Annotated in this window: 23 protein-coding genes; 15 read left to right on the top strand and 8 right to left on the bottom strand. The window is 62.6% G+C overall.

Annotation, left to right across the window (positions count from 1 at the left end):
• Position 1 precedes the first annotated feature (1 nt).
• Both BM364_RS15940 and BM364_RS15935 read left to right on the top strand, forming a co-directional pair.
• The gene (locus tag BM364_RS15940) at positions 2 to 667 is read left to right on the top strand and encodes an LON peptidase substrate-binding domain-containing protein (protein WP_092426274.1); all 666 of its coding nucleotides are present in this window, start codon (positions 2 to 4) and stop codon (positions 665 to 667) included.
• Entirely contained in the window at positions 667 to 900 is a 234-nt protein-coding gene (locus BM364_RS15935; protein WP_092426272.1) for a Trm112 family protein, read from the top strand. The genes BM364_RS15940 and BM364_RS15935 overlap by 1 nt, the downstream gene beginning before the upstream one ends.
• A 10-nt stretch (positions 901 to 910) precedes the next feature.
• On the opposite strand, the gene BM364_RS15930 is transcribed toward BM364_RS15935, so the two are convergent.
• On the bottom strand, positions 911 to 2,125 hold the full coding sequence (locus BM364_RS15930; RefSeq protein ID WP_092426270.1) for an FAD-dependent monooxygenase: 1,215 nt from the start codon (positions 2,123 to 2,125) through the stop codon (positions 911 to 913).
• A 279-nt stretch (positions 2,126 to 2,404) separates the two neighbouring features.
• Between BM364_RS15930 and BM364_RS15925 the strand changes: the two genes are divergently transcribed.
• From BM364_RS15925 to BM364_RS15900, 6 genes are all read left to right on the top strand, one after another.
• Positions 2,405 to 2,743, top strand: coding sequence for a P-II family nitrogen regulator (locus BM364_RS15925; RefSeq protein WP_092426268.1), 339 nt, complete (start codon positions 2,405 to 2,407; stop codon positions 2,741 to 2,743).
• Between the two features lie 22 nt (positions 2,744 to 2,765).
• Complete coding sequence (locus BM364_RS15920) at positions 2,766 to 4,148, top strand: ammonium transporter family protein (protein ID WP_092426266.1); 1,383 nt, start codon at positions 2,766 to 2,768, stop codon at positions 4,146 to 4,148.
• Between the two features lie 312 nt (positions 4,149 to 4,460).
• Positions 4,461 to 4,799 carry a P-II family nitrogen regulator gene (locus BM364_RS15915; RefSeq protein WP_092426264.1) on the top strand — a complete coding sequence of 113 codons (339 nt, stop codon included), beginning with the start codon at positions 4,461 to 4,463 and terminating at the stop codon, positions 4,797 to 4,799.
• Between the two features lie 21 nt (positions 4,800 to 4,820).
• On the top strand, positions 4,821 to 6,200 hold the full coding sequence (locus BM364_RS15910) for an ammonium transporter (protein ID WP_092426262.1): 1,380 nt from the start codon (positions 4,821 to 4,823) through the stop codon (positions 6,198 to 6,200).
• Positions 6,201 to 6,640: 440 nt separating this feature from the next.
• A complete protein-coding gene (locus BM364_RS15905) occupies positions 6,641 to 9,211 on the top strand; it encodes a DNA translocase FtsK (RefSeq protein WP_483088808.1) in 2,571 nt (856 codons plus the stop codon).
• 301 nt (positions 9,212 to 9,512) lie between these two features.
• Positions 9,513 to 10,145 (top strand): LolA family protein, encoded by a 633-nt coding sequence (locus BM364_RS15900; RefSeq protein ID WP_092426260.1) that lies wholly within the window; start codon positions 9,513 to 9,515, stop codon positions 10,143 to 10,145.
• Positions 10,146 to 10,201: 56 nt separating this feature from the next.
• Here the strand turns inward: BM364_RS15900 and BM364_RS15895 are convergent, their stop codons facing one another.
• Positions 10,202 to 11,014 carry an undecaprenyl-diphosphate phosphatase gene (locus tag BM364_RS15895; protein ID WP_092426258.1) on the bottom strand — a complete coding sequence of 271 codons (813 nt, stop codon included), beginning with the start codon at positions 11,012 to 11,014 and terminating at the stop codon, positions 10,202 to 10,204.
• 108 nt (positions 11,015 to 11,122) lie between these two features.
• Here BM364_RS15895 and BM364_RS15890 point away from each other — a divergent pair, with 108 nt between their 5' ends.
• From BM364_RS15890 to BM364_RS15880, 3 genes are read left to right on the top strand one after another with little or no spacing between them, the layout of a single operon-like run.
• Positions 11,123 to 11,800: a glutathione S-transferase family protein gene (locus BM364_RS15890; RefSeq protein ID WP_175528636.1), complete on the top strand. Its 678-nt coding sequence runs from the start codon at positions 11,123 to 11,125 to the stop codon at positions 11,798 to 11,800.
• 33 nt (positions 11,801 to 11,833) lie between these two features.
• Positions 11,834 to 12,703 (top strand): NAD-dependent epimerase/dehydratase family protein, encoded by an 870-nt coding sequence (locus tag BM364_RS15885; protein ID WP_092426255.1) that lies wholly within the window; start codon positions 11,834 to 11,836, stop codon positions 12,701 to 12,703.
• Positions 12,700 to 13,350 (top strand): GNAT family N-acetyltransferase, encoded by a 651-nt coding sequence (locus BM364_RS15880; protein ID WP_092426253.1) that lies wholly within the window; start codon positions 12,700 to 12,702, stop codon positions 13,348 to 13,350. Before BM364_RS15885 ends, BM364_RS15880 begins: the two co-directional genes overlap by 4 nt.
• 11 nt (positions 13,351 to 13,361) lie before the next feature.
• Here the strand turns inward: BM364_RS15880 and BM364_RS15875 are convergent, their stop codons facing one another.
• Entirely contained in the window at positions 13,362 to 14,129 is a 768-nt protein-coding gene (locus BM364_RS15875; RefSeq protein WP_092426252.1) for an alpha/beta hydrolase, read from the bottom strand.
• A gap of 165 nt (positions 14,130 to 14,294) precedes the next feature.
• On the opposite strand from BM364_RS15875, the gene infC reads away from it, so the two are divergent.
• Positions 14,295 to 14,831, top strand: a complete 537-nt coding sequence (infC, locus tag BM364_RS15870) for a translation initiation factor IF-3 (protein ID WP_175528642.1) — start codon at positions 14,295 to 14,297, stop codon at positions 14,829 to 14,831.
• Between the two features lie 189 nt (positions 14,832 to 15,020).
• Here the strand turns inward: infC and BM364_RS15865 are convergent, their stop codons facing one another.
• From BM364_RS15865 to ubiE, 5 genes are all read right to left on the bottom strand, one after another.
• A complete protein-coding gene (locus BM364_RS15865) occupies positions 15,021 to 15,752 on the bottom strand; it encodes a HesA/MoeB/ThiF family protein (protein WP_092426250.1) in 732 nt (243 codons plus the stop codon).
• Between the two features lie 2 nt (positions 15,753 to 15,754).
• On the bottom strand, positions 15,755 to 16,213 hold the full coding sequence (dut, locus tag BM364_RS15860) for a dUTP diphosphatase (RefSeq protein ID WP_092426248.1): 459 nt from the start codon (positions 16,211 to 16,213) through the stop codon (positions 15,755 to 15,757).
• Positions 16,210 to 16,812, bottom strand: coding sequence for a hypothetical protein (locus tag BM364_RS15855; RefSeq protein WP_092426246.1), 603 nt, complete (start codon positions 16,810 to 16,812; stop codon positions 16,210 to 16,212). Before BM364_RS15855 ends, dut begins: the two co-directional genes overlap by 4 nt.
• A 223-nt stretch (positions 16,813 to 17,035) precedes the next feature.
• Positions 17,036 to 18,586, bottom strand: coding sequence for a 2-polyprenylphenol 6-hydroxylase (ubiB, locus tag BM364_RS15850; RefSeq protein ID WP_425284906.1), 1,551 nt, complete (start codon positions 18,584 to 18,586; stop codon positions 17,036 to 17,038).
• The gene (gene ubiE / locus BM364_RS15845; RefSeq protein WP_092426242.1) at positions 18,583 to 19,347 is read right to left on the bottom strand and encodes a bifunctional demethylmenaquinone methyltransferase/2-methoxy-6-polyprenyl-1,4-benzoquinol methylase UbiE; all 765 of its coding nucleotides are present in this window, start codon (positions 19,345 to 19,347) and stop codon (positions 18,583 to 18,585) included. Before ubiE ends, ubiB begins: the two co-directional genes overlap by 4 nt.
• A 114-nt stretch (positions 19,348 to 19,461) precedes the next feature.
• Between ubiE and mutM the strand changes: the two genes are divergently transcribed.
• The 3 genes from mutM (at position 19,462) to dnaA (ending at position 23,297) form a co-directional block, all read left to right on the top strand.
• Complete coding sequence (gene mutM, locus BM364_RS15840) at positions 19,462 to 20,349, top strand: bifunctional DNA-formamidopyrimidine glycosylase/DNA-(apurinic or apyrimidinic site) lyase (RefSeq protein WP_092426402.1); 888 nt, start codon at positions 19,462 to 19,464, stop codon at positions 20,347 to 20,349.
• A 303-nt stretch (positions 20,350 to 20,652) separates the two neighbouring features.
• Positions 20,653 to 20,919, top strand: coding sequence for a 30S ribosomal protein S20 (rpsT, locus tag BM364_RS15835; RefSeq protein WP_092426240.1), 267 nt, complete (start codon positions 20,653 to 20,655; stop codon positions 20,917 to 20,919).
• 905 nt (positions 20,920 to 21,824) lie between these two features.
• Complete coding sequence (gene dnaA / locus BM364_RS15830; protein ID WP_092426238.1) at positions 21,825 to 23,297, top strand: chromosomal replication initiator protein DnaA; 1,473 nt, start codon at positions 21,825 to 21,827, stop codon at positions 23,295 to 23,297.
• The last annotated feature ends 171 nt before the right edge of the window (positions 23,298 to 23,468 follow it).

The raw sequence follows: 23,468 nt of genomic DNA, 5'->3' as shown, positions 1-23,468 counted from the left end.
CATGCCCCGTCGCCCCACCTCTCCTTCCCAACTGCCAGCCACGGTTCCGATCTTTCCCCTGACCGGCGCGCTGTTGCTGCCTTTTGCCCATCGCCCGCTCAATATCTTCGAACCGCGCTATCTCGAAATGGTCGATCGGGCGCTGGCAACGGACCGGTTGATCGGTCTCGTTCAGCCCGAGGACAAGACCGAGGAAAGCCCGCAGGGGCAGGCGGCACTCCATCGCGTGGGATGCCTGGGGCGGCTCACCCACTTCGAGGAAAGCGGCGACGGGCGCTATTTCATCATTCTTGAAGGAGTCTCGCGCTTCGTTCTTGGACAGGAAGTCAGCGGGGCGCACCCGTTCCGTGAAGCGGAAATCTCCAGCGCCGATTATGCAGACGACTTCATCCGCAACCATGGCGAAGAGGCCGTCGACCGGTCGCGTTTCGTCAAGATGATGCGCGACTATGCCGAGTTCGCCAGTATCGAACTCAATTGGGAAGAGATCGAGCAGACCGGCACGGCCGATCTTGTTAATTTCTGCGCCATGGTCGCGCCCTATGGGCCGGCGGAAAAGCAGGTTTTGCTGGAAGCTAGGACCCTGCATGATCGGGCGGAAACGCTGATCGCCATGACCGAATACGAGATGGCTCGTGGGGGCGCGGGCGGCGTTCCGCTCAACTGATGCCGGTTGCACAAGAGGATCCGCGCCATAAGGTCGACCGGCACGTGCTTGAGATGCTGGTCTGCCCGCTCACCAAGACCCGGCTGACGCTTGGCGCCGAGGGCAAGGAACTTATCTCAGTTGCCGCGCGCCTTGCCTTTCCCATCGTCAAGGGCGTGCCGTTGCTTGCCCTTGACGAAGCACGCAATGTCGAGCCCGAGGAAGTGCAGGCACTGACAAGGCGGGGAAGCTGAACCCGCCCCCCTAGATCGGCAGACCGCTAAGCAGTTTCGGCCCGCCCTGGGTGAGGCCGGCGGCAGCACGGATCATGGCCGATTTGACCGGGCCGGTGCGGTCCACCAGACCAAGCCCAAAATCGCGTAGCGCACGCACCGGAGCGATATCGTTGGAAAAGAGCCGGTTCATCCCATCGGTGACCATGGCCATCCCGGCCGTGTCGAGCCGGCGCCAGGCCTGGTAGCGCTCCAGCACCTCGGCGCCCCCATGGTCGAGGCCGAGCCGCACCGCATCGACGATCACTTCGGCCAGCGCGGCAACGTCCTTGAGCCCGAGATTGAGGCCTTGTCCAGCAATGGGATGGACGACGTGGGCTGCGTCCCCAACCAGCGCGAGGCGCGGACCGATAAAGGATCGGGCAATCTGCAGACGCAGGGGGAAGCCCATCAATTTGTCTTCAAGCGTAACGGCGCCCAAAGTTGAGCCCATCACGGTCTCGATTTCCGCGGCGAGCGCCTCCGCCGGCAGGGCAAGATAGCGTTGCGCGGCTTCCTCTGTTTCGGTCCACACCAGGGAAGAGCGATTGCCCGGCAGCGGCAGGCTCGCAAAGGGGCCCGCGGGGCGGAAATGCTCGTAGGCGATGCCATCATGGGGCAGATCATGAGCAATGGTGGCGACGAGCCCCGTTTGCCCATAGGCGTGCCCCACAGTGGTGATACCAGCCTGACGGCGGAGAGCCGATTGCGCGCCATCGGCGGCGATGATCAGCGGACTGGTCAATTCCTGCCCATCGGCAAGGCTCAAACGTCCTTCGCTCCAATCGAGGATCTCGGCAGGCGCAATCACCTCCACGGCATCCTGAATCGCTGCGAGCAGCGCCGCGCCGCTGGCCTGGTTCGGCACCATATGGGCGAAGGGCTCGCCGGGCGCGACATCGCCACCGAACTCAAGGAAAAGCGGGCGGGCTATGTCGCCGCTGCCCGAATCGGTGATGCGCATGGACCGGATCGGCTGGGATTGCGACTCCATGTCGGACCAGACGCCGAGCGCCTCGAAGACGCGGCGCACACCGGCCGCTATGGCCGAGGCGCGATTGTCTCGCGGCACGGAAAGCGGCCGCCGGTCGACCAGGCCCAGGCGAATGCCACGCAGCGACTGGCTTAAGGCCAGGGCCAGCGTCATCCCCACAGGCCCACCCCCAACGATGATCACGTCGAACGATTGCGTCTGGGGCTTGGTCATCGAGACTCCTTTTTGTCCCATTCTCCCCTGCGCTCAAAGAGGCGGCAAGAGGGCCGGATGACGCAACGCTGATTGACAATCTATTGGGCAAAATTTTGCTCACTGCACAATAGATCATCAGTTGAACTGAGCGCCTGGCAAAAGAGCTCCAATTGTGTCCGGTGCCAGCGGATCAAAGCGCCCGGAAATCCGGCTTTTTTACGGCCTAACGCTCTGTCTGGCACGGCTCTTGAGTGTAACTGAGCTGCAGAACAGGCAGAAGCAGTGAAAGGGGATCTTATGAAGCTGGTGGTTGCCGTCATCAAACCCTCGCGTCTCGAGGAAGTGAGGCAGGCCCTCAATTCCCTCGATGTGCATGGGATGACCGTCACGGAAGTGAAGGGTTATGGACGCCAGAAGGGGCATTCCGAAATCTATCGCGGCACCGAATATGCCGTGCACTTCCTGCCCAAGCTCAAGCTCGAAATCGCCGTCGATGACGCCATTGCCGATGCCGTGAGCAATGCCATTCGCGATTCGGCTCAGACCGGACGCATCGGCGACGGCAAGATCTTCGTCCTCGATCTGCTGGCTGTCACCCGCATCCGCACCGGTGAAACCGGCGCTTCGGCGCTTTAACCGAGCCGCAAGGAGAACAACAATGTCAGGGTTCAAGACTCCCCTTCACCGCGCCGGCAGCATTGCGCTGGCTTCGCTCATGCTGGCTTTGCCAGCCTTTGCCCAAGACGCCGCCGCGCCGGCCGAAGCAGCCGCTAGCGTCAGCGAAGGCGTTTCTGCCGACGTCGTCTTCATCCTCAATTCGTTGCTCATGGTTCTGGGCGGCATCCTGGTCTTCTTCATGGCCGCCGGCTTTGCCATGGTCGAAGCGGGCATGGTGCGTACCAAGAATACGTCGATGCAGCTGTTGAAGAACATCTCGCTCTTCTCGGTCGCCTGCTTCATGTATTACCTGATCGGCTACAACCTCATGTATCCACTCGGAAACTGGTCCATCGGAACCGATGAGGGCGGTGGCTATCTCGGCGCCTTCGGCATCGCCATTCTCGAAGCGGTCGGGATCACGGCCGATACGGCAGACGATTTCTCCTATGCCGCCACGAGTTCGGACTTCTTCTTCCAGATCATGTTCTGCGCCACGGCCGCATCTATCGTTTCGGGCACGCTGGCTGAACGCATTAAGCTCGTGCCGTTCCTGATCTTCACCGTCGCCCTGACCGGCCTTATCTATCCCATCCAGGCCTCCTGGAAGTGGGGTGGCGGGTTCCTCGATACCCAGCTCGGCTTCCTGGACTTCGCTGGTTCGACGGTGGTGCACTCGGTTGGCGGCTGGGCTGCCTTGGCCGGTGCCATCCTGCTCGGTGCGCGCAAGGGCAAGTACAATGCCGATGGCACGGTCAATCCGATGCCCGGCTCTTCCATGCCGCTTGCCACTCTGGGCATGTTCATCCTGTGGCTGGGCTGGTTCGGCTTCAACGGCGCTTCCCAGCTGGCCATGGGCTCGGTGGGCGATATCGCCGATGTCGGCCGCATCATGGCCAACACCAATGCCGGTGCTGCCGGCGGGGCCCTCGCCGCGCTGATCCTGTCGGGCGTCATCTACAAGAAGTTCGACCTGACCTTCGTGATCAACGGCGCTCTTGCCGGGCTCGTCTCGGTCACGGCCGAACCGCTGACGCCGGGCCTTGGCACAGCCACGCTGATCGGTGCCGTCGGTGGCGTGATCGTCGTCCTGTCCGTGCCGCTGCTCGACCGGCTCAAGATCGACGATGTGGTCGGCGCCATTCCGGTTCACCTGCTTGCCGGCATCTGGGGCACGATCGCGGTGGTCTTCACCAACGGCGATGCCAATCTTGGTAGTCAGCTCCTGTCCATCCTGATCGTCGGGGTTTTCGTCTTCGTCGTCAGCTTCGTTCTTTGGTTCATCCTCAAGGCAACAATGGGGCTGCGTCCGAGTGCCGAAGACGAGGAACTGGGGCTCGACGCCGCCGAAATCGGCATCGAAGCCTATCCCGAGTTCAAGTGACCGAATGTGCCGGCCGGGCCCTGCCCGGCCGGCTCCCTTGCATTGGGCGTGCAGCCCCACCCTCTTGGCCCGCCACAGAGGCTTCCCACGCAAACGGGGCTGCACACCCATTGCAAGCGCTGCCGAAATATCCGGCAGCCTTGACGATAACTGCTCAAGGATTGCGCAAACTGCTGCGACATTCCGCGCCGCTTTGCGTGCGATCGAACTAGCTCACTGATAAGCTTAGATATTTCCCTGCATCCTGATTTGGCATGCGGTTTGACTCTCCCTTTTCATTCCAATCGCGCCGAAGGGCGACAAGGGGGTCAAATGAAACTGGTGGTTGCCATCATCAAGCCGTCCCGGCTCGAAGAGGTTCGGCAGGCGCTCAATTCGCTCGACGTGCACGGCATGACCGTGACGGAGGTGAAGGGCTACGGACGTCAGAAGGGTCACTCGGAGATCTATCGCGGCACCGAATATGCCGTGCACTTCCTGCCCAAGCTCAAGCTCGAAATCGCCGTCGACGATGCCCTTGCCGATGCGGTGAGCAGCGCCATCCGCGACTCCGCCCAGACTGGCCGGATCGGCGATGGCAAGATTTTCATCCTTGATCTACTGGCCGTAACCCGCATCCGCACCGGGGAAACCGGCGCCTCAGCTCTTTAAGTGTCCTCCGGAGAACACAGAATGAAACTCGTCAGAATGCTCGGGGGTGCTGGATTGGCCTCCCTCTTGCTGGCACTGCCAGCCCTTGCCCAGGAGGCTGCTCCCGGGGTTGCCGCTGCAGCCGAAGCCGTCGAAGAAGCCGCTGCCGTCGTCGACAAGGGGGACGTCGCCTGGATGCTCGTCTCCACCATGGTCGTCATCGTCATGACCATTCCCGGCCTTGCCCTGTTCTACGGCGGCCTCGTGCGCGCCAAGAACATTCTCTCGGTGCTGACCCAAGTCTTCCTCGCTTTTTCGATGATCGCCATTCTCTGGGTGGCCTATGGCTATTCCTTGGCCTTTGCGGGTCCTACCGAAGGTGGTCTGTCAGCTTTCATCGGCGATTTCTCGAAGTTCTTCCTGTCCGGCGTGACACTTGAATCCACCGCCGCGACCTTCTCTTCGGGCTTCGAACTGCCCGAACTGGTCTTTGTTGTCTTCCAGCTCACTTTCGCCTGCATCACCTCGACCCTGATCGTGGGCGGCATCGCCGAACGCATGAAGTTCGGCGCGTTGATGGCGTTCCTCGCCATCTGGTTCACCTTCTCTTACGTGCCCATGGCGCACATGGTGTGGTCGGGTCCGGGCCTTTTGTTTGGCATGGGCGCCTATGACTTTGCCGGCGGCACCGTGGTGCACATCAATTCCGGCGTCGCTGCGCTTGTCGCCGCCATTGTCCTTGGGCCACGCATGGGCTTCATGCGAGAGCCGATCCCGCCGCATAACCTGGTTCTCACCTATGTCGGTGCCGGGCTCCTCTGGTTCGGCTGGTTTGGCTTCAATGCCGGCTCGAATCTGGAAGCCAATGCCCTCGCGGCCGTGGCGCTGATCAACACGGTTCTGGCTCCGGCGGCCGGTGCCCTGGCCTGGGCCCTCGGGGAACGCATTACCCGCGGCCACGCCTCGGCGCTGGGCGCCGTTTCGGGAGCCGTTGCCGGTCTCGTGGCTATTACGCCAGCGGCGGGCTTTGCCGGTGTGGGTGGGGCGATCGTGCTCGGTGCCATTGCCGGCATCGTTTGTCTCTGGGCCGTCGTCACCCTCAAGCCGATGCTGAAATATGACGATTCGCTCGACGTCTTCGGCATTCACGGCGTGGGCGGCATCGTTGGGGCGCTCGGCACGGCCATCGTGGCAGCGCCGGGCCTTGGAGGCTATCCGTTGGGCGATGCCGCTGCCTATTCGATTACCGGTCAGTTCATGGTGCAGCTGACAGGTGTGATCATTGCTATCGTCTGGTCCGGCGTCGTGGCTCTTGTTGCCATGCTGATCGTCAAGGCGATCTTCGGCGGGGCGCGGGTCAGCGAGGCCGGCGAAAGCGACGGCCTTGATCTGACGACCCATGGCGAACGCGCCTATAACTGATCGTTCAGTGGTCATAGGCGGCGCCACGGCGCCGTCTCTTTCCCGTGGCGTGCGGCCTGCTTCCTCTTGGCCCGCCACAGAGGCTTCCCACGCACAAGGCAGGCCGCACTCCACGGGGAAGCATTTTCCCGATTTTACTGAAGGGCAGCTCAGCTCCCGCGGATCCACGCATCTGAGGGATGGAAGAAAGGTGTTTACCGGGCCAGACCTCGGTTAGCACCCGATTAACCACCCCCGTTTAGCATGACGGGCAATACGGGGCCCTGCGAATGGGTCGCTGCCCCGGAACAGTAATGCGTGCCATGCCCAGCCATCCCGTCCCGACGCTTGATGATGTCCGCCCCGTGCCGCCGCGTGGAGCGACCCGCAAGAAAACTGCCGCTGCGATGCCAAAACCGGCACCGGTGATCTCGATCCGCATCCCCTTGCGGACGGCCGGCATGCTGCTGCTGGGCCTTTCGGCCATCATTCTGATCTCCCTCAGCACCTGGTCGGTCGATGACCCCTCGCTTTCCTATGCAACGACCAAGGTCGCGCAGAACTGGCTCGGTTTTCCCGGCGCAGTGATTGCCGATATCGTCTTTCAATTCCTCGGGCTTGGCGGCATCGTCTTGACCGTGCCGCTGGCACTGTGGGGCTGGACGCTGACCCGGCGCCGCCGCCCCACGCATCTGCCGCTGCGTGTCCTCTCCTGGATCGGGGCGGTATTGCTCTCGACCGGCGTTTTTGCCTTTTCGCCCACTCCCACTACCTGGCCGCTGCCCACCGGGCTAGGCGGACTTGCGGGCATGCTGTTTACCAATCTGTCTGGTCTGATCACCGGGGATACGCCCCAGCCGGTTACCGCGACGCTGTTTGCGATCATCATCGCCATTCCCGCTTTTGCCGCACTTTGGGTCGCCATGGGGCTTGGCAGCTCGGTCGCCGCACAGCCTGCCAAGGCCGGCAGCGCCAAGCGCAACGCGTCCGAGGACGAAGACGAAGCCGAGCCCAATCCGCTGGTGGAAGTGGCCCTCGGCGCCCTGGTGCACATGGGCTATTCGGTGCGCACCGCCTGGCGGCGGGCCCGAGCCCACCATGCCGCGCGCGTCGAACCCGACGAACTGGGCGACCACGATATCGAGCCGGGCCTCGGTGAAGAAGATGGCTCGTACGTGCCCGAGGTTCAGGCCCCGACGCAGCGCCGCATCCATGCCCCGGTCGAGCCGGTCCTCGATGCCATGCCAGCCGCTGCGCCGCGCAGCCGCGTCAATGTCGAAACCGATTACAACGATGCCGAGATCGATTATCCGGACGAGGAAGAGGACGATGCCGTTCCCTTCACGCCCGATATGCCGGTGTTGCAGACCGCGGCCAATCATACCCAGCGGGGCGATTCCCGCTTTACTCCGGTCGACCATTCCGCACCCCGCGTCACCGCCCCTGCCCCGCGCCCGGCCCAGGGTCAGCGCGTGTTCCGCGAAGCTCAGCCCAGCCTTCTCGACGAACCGCAGGGCTTCGAGCTGCCGGCGCTGAGCCTTCTGGCCGAACCCAAGCGCTCAGGGCCCTCGCCCGAGCATGCGCCGGAACGTCTCGAAGAAATGGCCCGCCGTCTCGAGGAAGTGCTCGGCGATTTCGGCGTCAAGGGCGACATCATCAATGTGCGCCCCGGTCCTGTGGTGACCCTCTTCGAACTTGAGCCCGCCCCGGGCATCAAGTCGAGCCGCGTGATTTCGCTGGCCGACGATATCGCCCGCTCGATGTCGGCGATTTCGGCCCGCGTCGCCGTCGTGCCGGGCCGCAATGCCATCGGCATCGAATTGCCCAATCAGACGCGCGAAACCGTGTTCTTCCGGGAAATGCTGGCCTCGTCCGACTTCGAGAAGATGAAGGGCAAGCTGCCTATCTGCCTGGGCAAGACCATTGGCGGCGAGCCGATCATCGCTGACCTGGCGCGCATGCCGCACCTGCTGATTGCCGGTACCACCGGTTCGGGTAAGTCGGTGGGTATCAATACCTTCATTCTCTCGCTGCTCTACCAGATGAGCCCCGAGCAGTGCCGCATGATCATGATCGACCCCAAGATGCTGGAACTGTCGATCTATGACGGCATTCCGCACCTGCTGACTCCGGTCGTAACCGACCCGCAAAAGGCCGTGGTCGCGCTCAAATGGGCCGTGCGCGAGATGGAAGATCGCTATCGCAAGATGAGCAAGATCGGGGTCCGCAATATCGACGGCTTCAACCAGCGCGTGACCGAGGCCGCCAAGGAAGGCCGCACGATCACCCGCACGGTGCAAACCGGGTTCGACCGCGAAACGGGCGAAGCGATCTTCGAGAGCGAAGAGTTCAACCTCGAACCACTCCCCTATATCGTTGTTATTGTCGACGAAATGGCCGACCTGATGATGGTCGCGGGCAAGGAAATCGAAGGCGCCATCCAACGCCTGGCGCAGATGGCGCGTGCCGCCGGCATTCACATGATCACAGCAACCCAGCGCCCATCGGTGGACGTGATCACCGGCACGATCAAGGCCAATTTCCCCACCCGTATCTCGTTCATGGTGACGTCCAAGATCGACTCCCGCACCATTCTGGGCGAGCAGGGCGCCGAACAGCTGCTCGGCAATGGCGACATGCTCTACATGGCATCCGGCGGCCGCACCAAGCGCCTCCATGGCGCCTTTGTCTCTGACAACGAGGTCGAAAGCGTCGTCAACCACCTCAAGAGCCAAGGCGCGCCGGACTATCTCGATTCGGTCACCGAGGAAGAGGATGAAGGTGGCATGGATGGCGGCGCCTCGGGCGGCGACGACTATGCCGGTTCGGGCGACGAGCTCTACGACAAGGCGGTGCATGTGGTTCTGACCGACAAGAAGGCCTCGACCTCCTATGTCCAGCGCCGTCTCGCGATCGGCTACAACAAGGCCGCAACCTTGATCGAGCGCATGGAGCGCGAAGGCGTGATCAGCCCGGCCAACCACGCGGGCAAGCGGGAAATCCTCGTCGGCAACAATGCCGACGGCTACTGAAAAGCGTCGCTAAGCCTTTGAAAACCCCGGCCTTGCGCCGGGGTTTTTGTTTGAAGCGAGAAACTTATCCCCGGGTCCCCGGCGCTGCGGAGGACAGGCAAGGGATTGGGCTGCCCTTCGGGGGGCCTCAGGCTGAGCCCCTGCGCACCCTTTCAACGACGGTGGACAGAAGAGATGTCCAGAAAACCGCTTCAGCAAAGATGCTCCGGAACCCGACACCGCGCGGGAACCTTCCCGCTCTTGCCGCAATTGCTTCCTAGGTTAGTTTAGACCCCAAAACCCTCGCGAGGATATCCCGCCGATGATTCGCCGCCATGCTCTTCTGCTCGGTGCCGCTTTTGCTCTGGCCCCCGTTTTGCCGGTCCTTGCGCAAGGGCGAACGCTTACCCCCGAAGAGCAGCAGCTGATCGGCGAAATCAACGCTCATAATTCAGCCATCCGCACCATGGTCGGCCGGTTCTTGCAGATCGACACCAATGGCGGACGGACGGAGGGCACGTTTTTCCTCGAACGGCCGGACAAGGTGCGCTTCCGCTACAATCCGCCGAGCCGCGAAGAAATCGTGTCGGTTGGACGGGGCTTTTATGTGCTCAACCGGCAGGACGAGACCTATTACGCCTATCCCCAGGACACGATCCCGCTGCGGCAGTTTCTGGGAGAGCAGATCAACCTGCTCAATGCCAATGTACTCGATGTCACCACCTCGGACGGCTATATGGCCATCACCGTGGTGGATGAGACGGTGGCCGGCACCGTGCAGGTGTCGCTGATCTTTGATGTCGAGACCAAGGATCTCTCCCAGTGGAGCCTTGTCGAGCCGAGCGGAGCGGAACTGACCTTCTCGCTCTACGACGTCGAAAAGGGCGTCGATATTCCGCGTTCGTATTTTTCGATTCCAGCGACCTATCGTGGGGTCGATCCCGCCGCGCGCTGACCCGGGCCTTCGGCCCAACCTCTCCCCCAGAGGGAGAGGTGAAGATGGGCCCGTCTTCAGCGGCCGAAGGCGTAGATGCTGATCAGGCCGCAGAAACCCACTGCGATGCGCCACCAGGCAAAGGGGGCGAAGCCGTAGCGGCTGACGAAGCCGAGGAGGTAGCGCACGACCAGCGCGCCCGCAAGGAACGCGACGGCAAAGCCGACGGCGACATCGAGAGCGATCGAGGCATCGATCAGGTCGCGGCTTTTGTAGAGATCGTAGCCAAAGGCGCCGACCATGATGGGCAGGGCGATAAAAAAGGTGAACTCGGCGGCGGCGCGCTTGGTGGCGCCGAACAGCATGCCGCCGACTACGGTCGAACCGGAGCGAGACACGCCCGGCACCAGCGAAAGCATTTGGAAAAGCCCGACAATCAGAGCGAGCCGCCAGGGAAAGGTGTAGATATCGTCGTATCTTGGCTCAAGCTTGAGGCGATCGACCACAAGGAGCACGATGCCCCCGGCAAGAAGGGTCCAGCAGATCAGTGCGGCCGACTCCCAGAGATCGCCCTGAATGAAATCGCGCAGGAGAACGCCGGCAAGCACAGCCGGCACACAGGCGAGAACCACCGAAAGTGCGAAGTGCCAGGCCTGCTTACGGCCGGCCAGTGCATCGCGCAGGAGAAGCGCAAGACGGGCGAAATAGACCGTAACGATGGCCAGAATGGCGCCGAGCTGGATCAGCACGATAAAGGTGGCCGGCTGGGTAAGGCCGAAGAAATGCCCGGCCAGCAGCAGGTGGCCGGTGGAGCTGACCGGTATGAATTCGGTAAGCCCTTCGAGAATTCCGAGCACCAGGGGCACAAAAAGACCTTGATCGGCGTTCATTTGATCCCCTAACTCGTCTTTCGGGTCAGTTGCTCCTTTCTAGCCATGTTCGCTTTTGGCGCCAAGCAAGAGCAATGCTGCGGCCCAGCGTCATCTCAGAGTCATTTCATGCCAACGCTCGTGCATCATCCTCTCGATCCTGCTTCCCGGTTGATCCGGCTGATGTGTGCCGAATATGGCGTGCCGCTCGACCTCGAGGAAATCCGGCCCTGGTTGCGCGAGGAACACCTGCTCGAGCTCAATCCGGCGGCGACGCTGCCCATTTTGGTGACAGAAAGCGACATGCCGGTGATCGGTATTCTCGCCGCAGTGCATGCGGTGGAGGATATCTATACGCTCGAGACCGTAGGCGGGCTGGTGCCGGCCGATCCGCTGGAGCGCGCCGAAATGTGGCGGCTGGTGGAATGGATGCTGGTCAAGTTCAACGACGAGGTGACGCGCTACCTGGTCGAAGAAAAAATTGCCAAGCGGGACATGAAGGGGGCAACGCCCGAGCCTTCGGTGTTGCGCGCGGCAAAGGCAAACCTTGCCGAACATTTGTTGTATTTCAACTGGTTGCTGGCGAGCCGCCGCTGGCTGGCGGGGGACGAGATGACCCTGGCCGACTTCGCGCTGGCCGCGCATCTGTCGACCCTCGACTATATGGGCGATATCGACTGGACCAAATCGGCGGAAACACGGGACTGGTATTCGCGCCTTAAATCCCGCCCCGCCTTCCGCACGCTGCTCAACGACCGGGTCGTTGCCATGCAGCCCAGCAAGGGCTATGCGGACCTCGATTTCTAGGGATTTCGGGCGGATTGGGACCGGGGACAAGTGATGCGCGTCTTCTTTTTCGGGCTGGGATATTCCTCGCTTGCGAGTGTCGAATTCATGCGCAGACGCGGTGGATTTGCTAGCATCTCGGGAACCGTTCGGGGCCCCGAAAAAGCGCAAGTGCTGTCGATTGGTGGCACAAATGCTCTTCAATTCAGTGGAGCGGAACCCGGGCCCGAAGTGGGACCAGCCTTAAGCACGGCCAGCCATGTGGTGGTCTCGATCGCTCCGGATCGGGAGGGCGATGTGGCTTTGCGCCACCACCGGCGCGATCTCGATGCGATGCCGGATCTCCAATGGCTCTGCTATTATTCCACGGTGGGTGTCTATGGGGATTTCGGGGGCGCCTGGATCGATGAAGGGGCGGCGCTCGATCCGCGCAACGACCGTTCGCGGCACCGGGTGGCGGCCGAGCGGGAATGGATTGACTATGCGCGCCAACGTGGCGTGCCGCTTACCATATTGCGGCTTGCCGGCATTTATGGGCCTGGCCGTTCGAGCTTCGACAAACTGGCCGACGGCACGGCGCGGCGGGTGGTCAAGCAGGGTCAGGTGTTCAACCGCATCCACGCCGCCGATATCGGACGGATAACGGCGCTGGCGGCGGAGCGGCGGCTCGATGGCATCTTCAACCTTGCCGATGACGAGCCCGGTCCTCCGCAGGATCTGATCACCTATGCCGCCGGCAAGATGGGCATCGCGCCACCGCCCGAGGTAAACTTCGAAGAGGCGGAAATGACGCCGATGGCCCGCAGCTTTTATGCTGACAACAAACGCGTTTCGAACCGGGCGATCAAGGATGCGCTGGGGATTGAGCTGCTTTATCCCGATTATCGCTCGGGGCTCGACGCGATCTGGGAGGCACGGGGATGAACGTGAAACCGGCCATTTCCGCGCCCGAGCGGGTGGTGCTCGATGGACGCTATGTGGGGCTCGAACCGTTCGAGCCAGGGCATGCGCCCGATCTTTTCGCGGTGAGCACCATGGAGGGTGGGGCTGAGCGCTATCGCTACCTGCCCCGCGAGGCACCGGCTTCGCTTGCCGACATGGAAGAGCGGATCGTCGCCGCAAATATGGGGCCGGATCGCTATGTAGCGGTGATCGACAAGGCCACTGGTCGCGTCGTCGGACAGCAGGCCTGGATGCGCATCCGGCCCGAACATGGCTCGGTCGAGATCGGCGCGATCTATTGGGGCTTGCCCATGGCACGCAGCAGGCTCTCGACCGAGGCTTTTTTCCTTTTTGCCCAACACGCCTTCGATGCGCTGGGCTATCGGCGGCTCGAATGGAAGTGCAACACCAGGAACGAGCCATCGGCGGCAGCGGCAAGACGCTTCGGCTTCCGGCACGAAGGGGTGTTCCGCAATGACATGATCGTCAAGGGCGAGAGCCGGGACACGGCGTGGTTCTCGATTCTCGATAGCGAATGGCCGGATCTGCGGGCGGAATATGAGCGGTGGCTTGACCCGGCCAATTTCGACGGCGCGGGGCAGCAGAAGACGAAACTGCAGACACGCTGAGCTGCCGCCGTTCAGACCATGCCCAGAACGATGCGCGTGAGACGGTCGAGGTCGCCTGGGCGGCTCAGCCGGTGATCGCCATCGGGGATCATGGTCAGGGTGGCGGGATCGTGAAGAAGGTGGGTCAGTAGCTTCTGGGCGTGGGCGGGCGGCACGTCGGGGTCCTCTCCGCCCTGGAGGATATGGACCGCACAGCCGGTTTCGATGACGCTACCGAAAAGAAGGTGGTTGTCGCCATCCTCAAGAAGGCGTTTCGTATAGCGATAGGCGCCATCGCCATAGGCACTTTGGCGTTCGAGATAGCCGCGGCGCGCCAGCTCAGCGCGTTCGGCGGCTGAAAAGCGGGCCAGAATCAAGTCGCGCGTGGCGTCGACCGCAGGGGCGATGAGCACGAGACCCTTGAGCGGGGCGGCTCCTTTCCGGTGCAGATGCCGGGCGAGCAGCAGGGCGAGCCAGCCGCCCATCGAGGAGCCGATGACGATCTGTGGTCCCACGGTTCTTGCAAAGACGGCGATGGCTTCTTCGAGCCAGCGCGAAACGGTACCATCTTCGAAGAGTCCTCCCGACTGGCCATGACCTGAATAATCGAATCGGGTAACCGCAAGCCCCTCCCGGGCGCCCAGGGCATCAAGAGCGCTCGCCTTGGCGCCACTCATTACCGATCGAAAACCATTGAGCCAGAAAAGCCCAGGCGCCCGGCCGGGCCGCTGGAGGTAGGCAATGGTGCGGTTTTCGGCGCCCTTGCCGAGGCTAAGCGTTTGCAGGACTTGGGAAGTCAACGGGAACCGAGGCCTTGTCTTGTCGTTTTGCTGTCACACAAGCCGCCGTAGCCGGAAGGCAACAGCTGGAAAAACCGCAAGACGGCCAGTTGACTTTACAGGTCGGTAACACGATTTTATGGCGCAATTCACCCCCAGGCATGAACAGCACAAGGAACGCTTGCCATTCGTCGTCCAATGAGACCCACGGCGCCCCAGAAAGATGGGCCGCTTGCCAATGAGGACATTACCAGCCCCGACATCCAGCTTATCGATGCCGAAGGCGAAAACCGCGGTGTCGTTCGAACGCGTGATGCGCTGACCGAAGCGCAGGAAGCCGGGCTCGACCTGGTGATCATCGCGGCGAACTCCAACCCGCCGGTTGCCAAGATGCTCGATCTTGGACGCTACAAATATGCCGCCCAGAAAAAGGCGGCCGAAGCGCGCAAGAAGCAGAAGGTTATCGAAGTCAAGGAAGTTCAGCTCCGGCCGAACATCGATACCCATGACTACGAAACCAAGATGAAGGCTGTGCAGCGGTTTCTGGGCGATGGCGACCGGGTCAAGGTGACGATGCGTTTCCGCGGCCGCGAAATGGCCCACCAGGACATCGGCATGCAGCTTCTGGTCAAGGTCAAGGAGCAGATGGACGCGATCGCCAAGGTCGAAAGCCAGCCGCGCTCGGAAGGCCGGCAGATGGTCATGGTGCTGGCGCCCAAATAAGGCGACAGCGTTTTGGAATTGAAGAAGGCGGGTCGATGGACCCGCCTTTTTTGTTCTGGGGCGTGGGTTTGGAGAATGCCTTTTACCCCCTCCTAGCCTCCCCCTCCAGAAGGGGGAGGGGCAGATCGCGTTTGCCTCTGTGTTGGCGTATCATCGGGAGGTCTTGGCCACAATGGGAAGGCACGGCGGCTAGTAGGTGATTTCCTCGAAGCGGGCGTCGCGGCCGTCATAGAGCAGGACCCGGCCGATCAGCGGGGTGCCCACGCCGGTGACAAGTTTTATGGCTTCCATGGCCATGAGGGTGCCGATGACGCCGGTGACGGGTCCGAGAATGCCGTTGAGTTCGCAGGAGGGAAGGCTCGCGTCGTCCGCATCTGGCGAAAAGAGCGCGTCGTGGCGGGGGCCGCCGAGATGGGGGGCAAAAACCGTGACCTGACCGGAGAACATCGAGACGGCGCCGGATACGAGGGGAATACTGGCCGCTTCGGCTGTTGCCGCAACCGTGCGGCGGGTGAGGAGATTGTCCGAGCCATCAAGAACGAGATCAACGGCGCTGAAAAGAGAAGTGGCGTTTTCGGCGGTCAGCGCGGTGGTGTGCGCTTCGAGGGTTACGTGGGGGTTGAGCGAGTGGGCAAAGGCGGCGGCGCTTTCGGCCTTGTTCTCGGCGATGCCGGCAGTGTTGTGGACGATCTGGCGCTGGAGATTGGACAGGGAAACCGTGTCGGGATCGACGATGCCAAGATGCCCGACGCCAGCCGCCGCAAGGTAGGCGATCGCCGGGCTCCCAAGACCACCGGCGCCGATGACCAGCATGCGCGATGCCCTGAGCTTTTGCTGGGCGGCGCCGCCGAATCCCTTGAGCACGAGATGGCGGCCATAGCGGCGCGTCTCGTCCGGCGTGAGGGGCGGCGCGGCGGCCAAGGCTAGCGGCCCGTCGAGCCGAAGCCGCCCGTGCCGCGTTCGGTTTCATCCAGCGTTTCAACGACCGCGAAGACCGGTTGCACGACGGGAGCGACGATCATCTGCGCCACGCGTTCGCCCCGGGCGATTGCGAATGGCTCGGTGCCCAGATTGACCAGGATCACTTTGACCTCGCCGCGATAATCGGCGTCGATGGTGCCGGGCGCATTGAGAACGGTGATGCCGTGCTTGGCGGCAAGGCCGGAGCGCGGGCGCACCTGCGCTTCGTAGCCGGGCGGGAGGGCCATGGCGAAGCCGCAGGGGACGAGGGCCCGCGCGCCGGGCGCCAGCACCAGCGGCTCACCCTCTGGCACGGCCGCACAGAGATCGGCACCCGCCGAAAGCGCGGTTTGCACATGGGGAAGCGGAAGGCCGGCGCCATGGGCGAGCCATTGCAGGGAAATGGAAACGGAAGAGGTCATTGGGCACGGACAATGGCAAAGAATTCGGCAGGAAGATCGGCCTCGCCGCTGATCAGATCGACAAAGGGCAGAACGGTTTGGGCGCTTTGGCCATCGGCAGCGATGGTCATGTTGGTTTCGGTGATTTCTCCACCCGAAATGCGTAGGGTGACGGTATGGCCGGCAAAAAAGGTTTCGACCATCTGCCGGGTTTCGCTATCGAGATCGCTATTGGCGCCGATATCGCCCAGGAGCTCGCCGCTCGGCAGGGCGACGCGGACAAGGCCGGGAGCGGGCGAGGCGAAGCGAAGGGCATCCTCGCCCTCGCTGATGGTGATCAGCTCTTCGAACGTGCCTTCCTGCACGATGGTGCAGGTGGCGCTGCCATCCTCGTGTTCAGTCAGATCGCCCTCGGCACAAAAGCCCTCGACGCCGGTCTCCCCGCTGCCGGTGCCGGACTTGGTCATGGCGTAAAAATCGGTCCCCATCACCTGGGTCAGGGTTGCCCGGGCAGAGGTGTCGCTCGTGACTTCCACCTCAAGCGTGGCATCGATGCAGCCGCCGAGGGTGGCGCCAACAAGCAGCGCCGTCGCGACTTTGGCGATCGCCTTGATACCCATGCTGTTCTCCAAAAGGGGCGCGAGCCCGGTGGCGGCAATCTATGGTCTTGGCCGCTCGGGGGCAAGAAAAGCTAGTTCTTTACCTACCCCCCTGAAAGGCGAAGGTGGCCCGAAGGGTAGGATTGAGGCGTTGAGAGCTTTAGATTAAACCGAATTCTGAACCCCTCACCCTGACCCTCTCCCCTGAGGGGAGAGGGGAAGCGCCAGGGGTGGTGTGGAGACACTAATACGACATGGCAAGAAGTCGCCAGGCGCCGAGGACCAGGACAACGAAGGCGGCGCCGAGGACGGCCAGGATCGCGGCCTGGAGCGGGCGATTGGGTGGGCGCGACATCATGAGCCGGTGTTCGGCGAGCGCCAATTCGGCTTCGGCGATCAGGGTCGGCACGCGGCCGAGCGCTTCGCTCATGCGCGTGACGTGACCGGCCAGATCTTCGAGCCGTCCCACGGGCCCCTCCTCGCGCCGGAGCCATTCGGCAACCACCGGTTCGGCAACGGTCCAGATGTCGAGGTCCGGATCGAGATTGCGCGCGACGCCCTCGACCAGCACCATCGACTTTTGCAAAAGCACCAGTTCGGGCCGGGTCTGCATCTGAAAGAGTTCGGTGATGGTGAAGAGCTGGCCAAGGACCTTGGCCATGGAAATATCTGCGGCGGTGCGGCCATGGAGCGGCTCGCCGATGGATCGGATGGCGAGCGTGAAATCATCGACCGACTGATGCTTGGGCACATAGCCGATGTCGAAATGGCGCTGGGCGACGAGCCGGTAATTGCGGGTGATGAAGCCGTAAAGAATGTCGGCGAGAAAGCGCCGCTCGCGGATGCTGAGGCGCCCCATGATGCCGAAGTCGACAGCGATGACATCGCCGGTCAGGCGATCAGCAAAGAGATTGCCCGGATGCATGTCGGCATGGAAAAAGCCGTCGCGAATGGCGTGGCGCAGGAAACCCTGAAGGATTTTTGAGGCCAACGCCTTGCGGTCGACCCCTGCCGCATCGAGTGCGGCGTGATCGCGAATCGGAATGCCATCGACCCAGGTGGTGGTGAGCACGTTTTGCGCCACCTGATCCCACTGCACCTCAGGAATGACGAAGCCGGTGTCGTCCTTGATGTTTTCCGCCATTTCCGAAATGGCGGCGGCTTCGAGCCTGAGGTCGAGCTCGATACGCATGGAATGATCAAGGGTCTTGACCACTTCATTGGGTTTGAGACGCCGGCTCGAGGGGGCAAAGATTTCGGCAAGGCGCGCGCCGGCATAAAGCGCATTGGTGTCGGCGTGAAAGCGCTCGGAAACGCCCGGGCGCAGCATTTTGACCGCCACGGTCTTGGGGGGTATGCCTGGGACGCTGAGGCTCGCCTTATGGACCTGAGCAATGGAAGCGGCTGCGACCGGCGGACTGATCTCGGTCAGTTGAGCGGCCTTGGAGCCAAGGGCGAGCGAGAGGATGCCCGGCACGAGCGCGGGATCAAAGGGCGGCATGCGGTCCTGAAGCCCGGACAGATCTGCTGCGGCCTGGGGCCCCACGATATCGGGGCGGGTCGCGAGCGTCTGGCCGAACTTGACGTAACTCGGGCCCAACTTGTTGAGCGCGGCATTGAGCCGGTCGACACGGCCGGTCTTGCGCACGCTGGGACGCTCGACCAGGCGCACGAGCCGGATGCCGAGTTTCATCATGGGGGGAAGGGATTCGGCAGGCAGGACCGAAAAGGCTCCCTCCCGCGCCAGCACCCAGCCAGCGTGGAAGAGGCGGAAATAGGAGGCAGGACCCATCAAATCTTCCAGCCCGAGAAGAGGGTCGCGATATTGCCCGAGAAGGCCGTGTGCTTGACGCGCTTGAAGCCAGCCGTGGCAAGCATGGCATCGAACCGGGCGGGATCGGGAAACTTGCGGATCGATTCGACGAGATATTGATAGGGCTGGGCGTCGCCGGTGACGGCGCGGCCCATGGGCGGAATCATCGAGTCGGAGAAGCTTTTATAGACCGCGTCGAACCCCGGCACGTCGACCTGGGAGAATTCGAGCACGAGAATGCGCCCGCCACGCTTGAGGACGCGATGGGCTTCCGCAAGCGCGGTTTGGATGCGCGGCACGTTGCGAATGCCGAAGGCGATCGTATAGGCGTCAAAGGAGCTGTCCGGGAAAGGCAGTTCTTCGGCATTTGCCTCGACAAAGCTCGCCTGGGCCGGATAGCGCCAGGTGCGGGCGCGCTCGGCGCCGACCCGCAGCATGTCCGAATTGATGTCGGAAACCACGACCTCGGCATAGCCATGGGATGCATTGACGATGCGCTCGGCGACGTCACCGGTGCCGCCAGCCATGTCGAGCACGCGATAGGCGCGGCTGCCCGAGCGGGGCGGGGCAAGGTCGGCGACCATGGCATCCTTCCAGAGGCGATGGATGCCAAAACTCATCAGGTCGTTCATGAGATCGTAGCGGTCTGCCACATCATGGAACACCTTGTTGACGAGGCCCTGCTTGTCTTCGAGGGCGACGGTCTGTTCGCCGAAATGGGTGGTTTCGCGCGCCTCGGTCATGGCTCACGCCTCTTTGCTGGTCTAATGACGGATCCAAATTGGATTGGCGGCACCATATATAAGGCGGTGTCAAAAGCCCATGGCGCAAAGAGGCGCAGGGTGAAGGAGTTGCAAGTGCCCGAACTGCCCGAGGTGGAAACCGTCCGACGCGGGCTCGCGCCATGGCTCGAGGGTGCGCGGATCGACAGGGTCGAGTTGCGCCGCCCCGACCTGCGCTTCCCCTTTCCCGAGGGGCTTGGCGAAAAGGTAACCGGGGCGAGGGTGACCCATGTGGGGCGGCGGGCAAAGTATCTGCTCATTGCGCTCGACAATGGCAGGACGATTCTCAGTCATCTGGGCATGACCGGTTCCTGGCGCTTTGCCGAACATGGGATCGACAAGCCGCCGCGCTATTATGAACCCGGCACCGAACCCAAGCACGACCATCTGGTGTTCTCCATCACCCACCCCGAACATGGGGCAAGCCACCTCATCTATGCCGATCCGCGTAGGTTCGGGTTCATCGACCTGTTCGAGGACCCGGAAAGCTCGCCCTATTTGCGGGGGCTCGGGCCCGAGCCGCTCGGCAATGATTTCAACGCAGAGGAAATGGCGGCGGCCTTCCGGGGCAAGAAGGCGCCGATCAAGGCCGCGCTGCTCGACCAGCGCGTGGTGGCGGGCCTTGGCAACATCTATGTCGCCGAAGCGCTCCATCGCGCCCATATTTTGCCGACTGTCGAGGCACGGAGTCTTCTCACCAAGGCAGAAAAGCCCAAGAAGGCGCTGGAGGATCTTGCCTATGCGGTGCGCGAGGTGCTGATCGAGGCGATCGAAGTGGGCGGCTCAACGCTGAGGGATTTTCGCAATGCCGAGGGCGGGTCGGGCTATTTCCAGCACCGGTTCGCGGTCTATGACCGGGAAGGGGAGCCGTGCCCGACCCCGCTTTGCACGGGCAGCGTGGCGCGGATCGTGCAATCGGGGCGGTCGACGTTTTATTGTCCGGTTTGCCAGAAGAGGCCTTAGTCATAACTCGCAAGGCCCCCTCACCCGGGTCTCTGGCCCGACCTCTCCCTTTGGGGGAGAGGCCGACGGCAGAGCCGGCGGGTGAGGGGGCCTTGTTTTTAAAGGCGCGTGACTCGGCACGGCCAACGTGCTCCCGCCAACAAAATGGCAGCCCGGCCACCGGGCCTGTTGACGCCTCCGCCCCTTTCCCCTATAGACCCACCGACTTGGCGGCAGTGGGCCGCCGCTTTCATTTCATCCCGGTTGGTTGGGGCGCCAAAAGCGGCTTTTGACCTGCCGGCCGGACGATTAAAGAGGACCGAAATGGCCAATACGCCGTCAGCCAAGAAGGCGACCCGCAAGATCGCAGCGCGCACCGCGATCAACAAGTCGCGCCGCAGCCGTGTGCGCACCTTTATCCGCAAGGTCGAAGAAGCAATCACCGCCGGCGATCACGCCGTGGCTTTCGCTGCCCTCAAGGCTGCCGAGCCCGAGATCAATCGCGCTGCGACCAAGGGCATCGTTCATGCCAATCTGGCGGCCCGCAAGGTCAGCCGCCTCAACAGCCGCGTCAAGGCTCTCCAGGCCTGAGACGGGATCGCCGCGGCGCCTTGAAAGGCAGACGCGGAAACCAATGAGAGGGGCTCCGCAAGGAGCCCTTTTTCTTTGTCCGATTCTGGGTACGCTTTTTCGTCGCCGCTTTGTCATGTATCAGACAAATGACGGAAGCCGCAGGTCCGCAACGGCCCTGAACGAAGAAGGAAAGCGCTGCCCGGCCAAGCGCTTAGCTAAGTTATCAACGCAAAGGTAAACCGCGACCAGCACGGCATAAAAGCCGGGGAATCAGGGGCGGAGAACAATTTTTTCACCACTTCTCAACTGAGCGAAAAATCGATTCTGCTTTGAGTCACAGGCTCTTGTGGAAAGGGCAAAACAGCCCTCGCCGGAGGGTAAAAACTCTGCCTCGGAGTCAAGACCCTATTTCAGCGATTCACCTGTTGCGGGCCTAAAACCAACCCCCTAAAGTGATCTGGTCAGCACGGAAAACGAGGGCCGAAAACGGCCTTTGGACGGTGCCGATCCGTTCACGACGAGACAAGTATGGGAGCTGTATCGGCTGAAGAAGCCGGAACAGCAAGGGCTGGTTATGACCATTAAAACAGCACGATGTTGGCGCGGCAAGCCGCGCCGGACACGGTTGACCAGGACGATGGCCAGCTGACGGAGCGCTAGCAGCAGATTGAACAGGGCGCCGCGCGCAAGCGGCGCAGACACTGCCCCTTCCGGCGGAAAGGGCAACAGGTGGCCGTTTGTCTCGTGTCCCAAGCACGAGCGCCGGCTGGGCAACACAGGTCTGGTGGCGTGCGGGCCAACCGGACAGAATTCAAAACAGGGCTTCAGGACAAATGACAAGACAGGCTGTCGCAGGGAGGGATGATTGGGCCGTGGCCGACGCATCCTCCTCCTCTTCTCTCACCCTTAGCGATGCGACTGCCATGACTGATTCTTCCCAATCTCCGCGTGAACTCTGGGCGCGCGTGCGGGCACGGCTCAAGACCGAGGTGGGCGAGGACGTGTTCGCCTCCTGGTTCGCCCGGCTCGAGCTCGAGGAACTGGTGGACGACATGGTGCATCTGTCCGCCCCCACTCGGTTCCTCTGCTCCTGGGTGCAGTCCAACTATGCAGACCGCATTCTTGAAGCGTTCCGTCATGACGTGCCCGATGCCGCCCGCGTCCAGGTGACAATGCGCGTCAATGGCCAGGCCCGCCCGCGCCTTGCTACCGCGCCCGTCGCCGCCGTTGCCGAACCGGCGGAAGAAGCGCCGGCCGCCAAGCCCGTGCCCAGCCCGGCCATTGCGGCCGAAGCCTCTGCCGGCCCGGCCCCCGTGGCGCGCCTCGTGCGCGAACCGGCCAAGGGAGATGCGCTTGCCGGCAGCGCCATCGACCAGCGCATGACCTTCGACACCTTCGTGTCGGGCGAGGCCAATGAAATGGCTTTTGGCGTGGCCAAGCAGATCGCCAATGCCGCGATCAACAACACAGTCACCTTCAACCCGGTCTATATCCATTCCACCGTCGGCCTCGGCAAATCGCACCTCCTGAACGCCATCGCCCATGCGGTGAGCCAGGCGGATGCGACCAAGAACATCGTCTATCTGACGGCCGACCACTTCATGTACCACTTCATTACCGCCGTGCAGCGCCAGTCCGCGCTCGGCTTCAAGGAGTGGCTGCGCAAGGTCGACCTGTTGCTGATCGACGACATGCAGTTTCTCCAGGGCAAGTCGGCCACCGAATTCGGCCATACGCTGGGCGCCCTCCTGACCGGGGCCAAGCAGGTGGTGGTGGCCGGTGACGCACCGCCACGCGATCTCGAAATGCTCGACGAGCGCGTGCGCTCGCGCCTGTCGGGCGGGCTTGTGGTGCCGATCTCGACCTTCGACATGGACCTGCGCCGCGCCATCGTGCAGCGCCGCGCCGACCAGGCGACCTCGCGCTTCGGGATGCACTTCCCCACCCCGGTGATCGACTATGTCGCTCGCGCTGTGACGAGCCATGGCCGCGATCTCGACGGCGCCGTCAACCGGCTCGTGGCCGCCAACCAGCTGACCGGCGAACTGATCACCGTGCCGCTGGCCGAAAAGACGCTGGCCGACCTGATCCGGGCGCGCGACGCCAAGCGCGTGCGCATCGAGGACATCCTCAAGATCGTCTCGCGCCACTACAAGGTGCCGCGCAACGAACTGCTCTCGGCCCGCCGCAGCCGCGACGTGGTGCGCCCGCGCCAGATCGCGATGTATCTGGCCAAGGCGCTGACCTCGCGCTCGCTGCCCGAAATCGGCCGGCGCTTTGGTGGTCGCGATCACACGACGGTTCTCCATTCGGTGCGCAAGGTCGAGCAGATGATCAAGGACGATCTCGAACTCGGCCAGGAAATCGAACTTTTGAAGCGCATGCTCGAAGAATAGGGTTTTGGCCCGGAGGGTGAACCGTCACCTTCCGGTCTTCCTCTATGGGGCGGAGGCGTTGGACCCCCATTTGCGGCGCCGGTCAGCGTCCAGACCGGGGGATGCTGTGGTGCTTGCGTCGCAGGTGGGGAAAGTTTTGGCCAAACTTCGTGTCCGCCGCAATCTTGCCCC

Origin of the sequence: Devosia crocina, from assembly GCF_900116545.1 — a bacterium.
GTDB lineage: Bacteria > Pseudomonadota > Alphaproteobacteria > Rhizobiales > Devosiaceae > Devosia > Devosia crocina.
Note: the sequence above shows the minus strand (reverse complement) of the source record. Positions and strands in the feature narration are given on the sequence as shown.

Excerpts from the sequence above, each read along its gene's own strand:
- BM364_RS15890 (WP_175528636.1), top strand. The coding sequence starts at position 11,123 with ATGCCAACGCTCGTGCATCATCCTCTCGATCCTGCTTCCCGGTTGATC.
- BM364_RS15895 (WP_092426258.1), bottom strand. The coding sequence starts at position 11,014 with ATGAACGCCGATCAAGGTCTTTTTGTGCCCCTGGTGCTCGGAATTCTC.
- BM364_RS15910 (WP_092426262.1), top strand. The coding sequence starts at position 4,821 with ATGAAACTCGTCAGAATGCTCGGGGGTGCTGGATTGGCCTCCCTCTTG.
- BM364_RS15855 (WP_092426246.1), bottom strand. The coding sequence starts at position 16,812 with ATGGGTATCAAGGCGATCGCCAAAGTCGCGACGGCGCTGCTTGTTGGC.
- ubiE (WP_092426242.1), bottom strand. The coding sequence starts at position 19,347 with ATGACCGAGGCGCGCGAAACCACCCATTTCGGCGAACAGACCGTCGCC.
- BM364_RS15930 (WP_092426270.1), bottom strand. The coding sequence starts at position 2,125 with ATGACCAAGCCCCAGACGCAATCGTTCGACGTGATCATCGTTGGGGGT.
- BM364_RS15900 (WP_092426260.1), top strand. The coding sequence starts at position 9,513 with ATGATTCGCCGCCATGCTCTTCTGCTCGGTGCCGCTTTTGCTCTGGCC.
- BM364_RS15880 (WP_092426253.1), top strand. The coding sequence starts at position 12,700 with ATGAACGTGAAACCGGCCATTTCCGCGCCCGAGCGGGTGGTGCTCGAT.
- BM364_RS15905 (WP_483088808.1), top strand. The coding sequence starts at position 6,641 with ATGCTGCTGCTGGGCCTTTCGGCCATCATTCTGATCTCCCTCAGCACC.
- dnaA (WP_092426238.1), top strand. The coding sequence starts at position 21,825 with ATGACTGATTCTTCCCAATCTCCGCGTGAACTCTGGGCGCGCGTGCGG.
- BM364_RS15920 (WP_092426266.1), top strand. The coding sequence starts at position 2,766 with ATGTCAGGGTTCAAGACTCCCCTTCACCGCGCCGGCAGCATTGCGCTG.
- BM364_RS15935 (WP_092426272.1), top strand. The coding sequence starts at position 667 with ATGCCGGTTGCACAAGAGGATCCGCGCCATAAGGTCGACCGGCACGTG.
- dut (WP_092426248.1), bottom strand. The coding sequence starts at position 16,213 with ATGACCTCTTCCGTTTCCATTTCCCTGCAATGGCTCGCCCATGGCGCC.
- BM364_RS15885 (WP_092426255.1), top strand. The coding sequence starts at position 11,834 with ATGCGCGTCTTCTTTTTCGGGCTGGGATATTCCTCGCTTGCGAGTGTC.
- rpsT (WP_092426240.1), top strand. The coding sequence starts at position 20,653 with ATGGCCAATACGCCGTCAGCCAAGAAGGCGACCCGCAAGATCGCAGCG.
- BM364_RS15940 (WP_092426274.1), top strand. The coding sequence starts at position 2 with ATGCCCCGTCGCCCCACCTCTCCTTCCCAACTGCCAGCCACGGTTCCG.
- BM364_RS15915 (WP_092426264.1), top strand. The coding sequence starts at position 4,461 with ATGAAACTGGTGGTTGCCATCATCAAGCCGTCCCGGCTCGAAGAGGTT.
- BM364_RS15925 (WP_092426268.1), top strand. The coding sequence starts at position 2,405 with ATGAAGCTGGTGGTTGCCGTCATCAAACCCTCGCGTCTCGAGGAAGTG.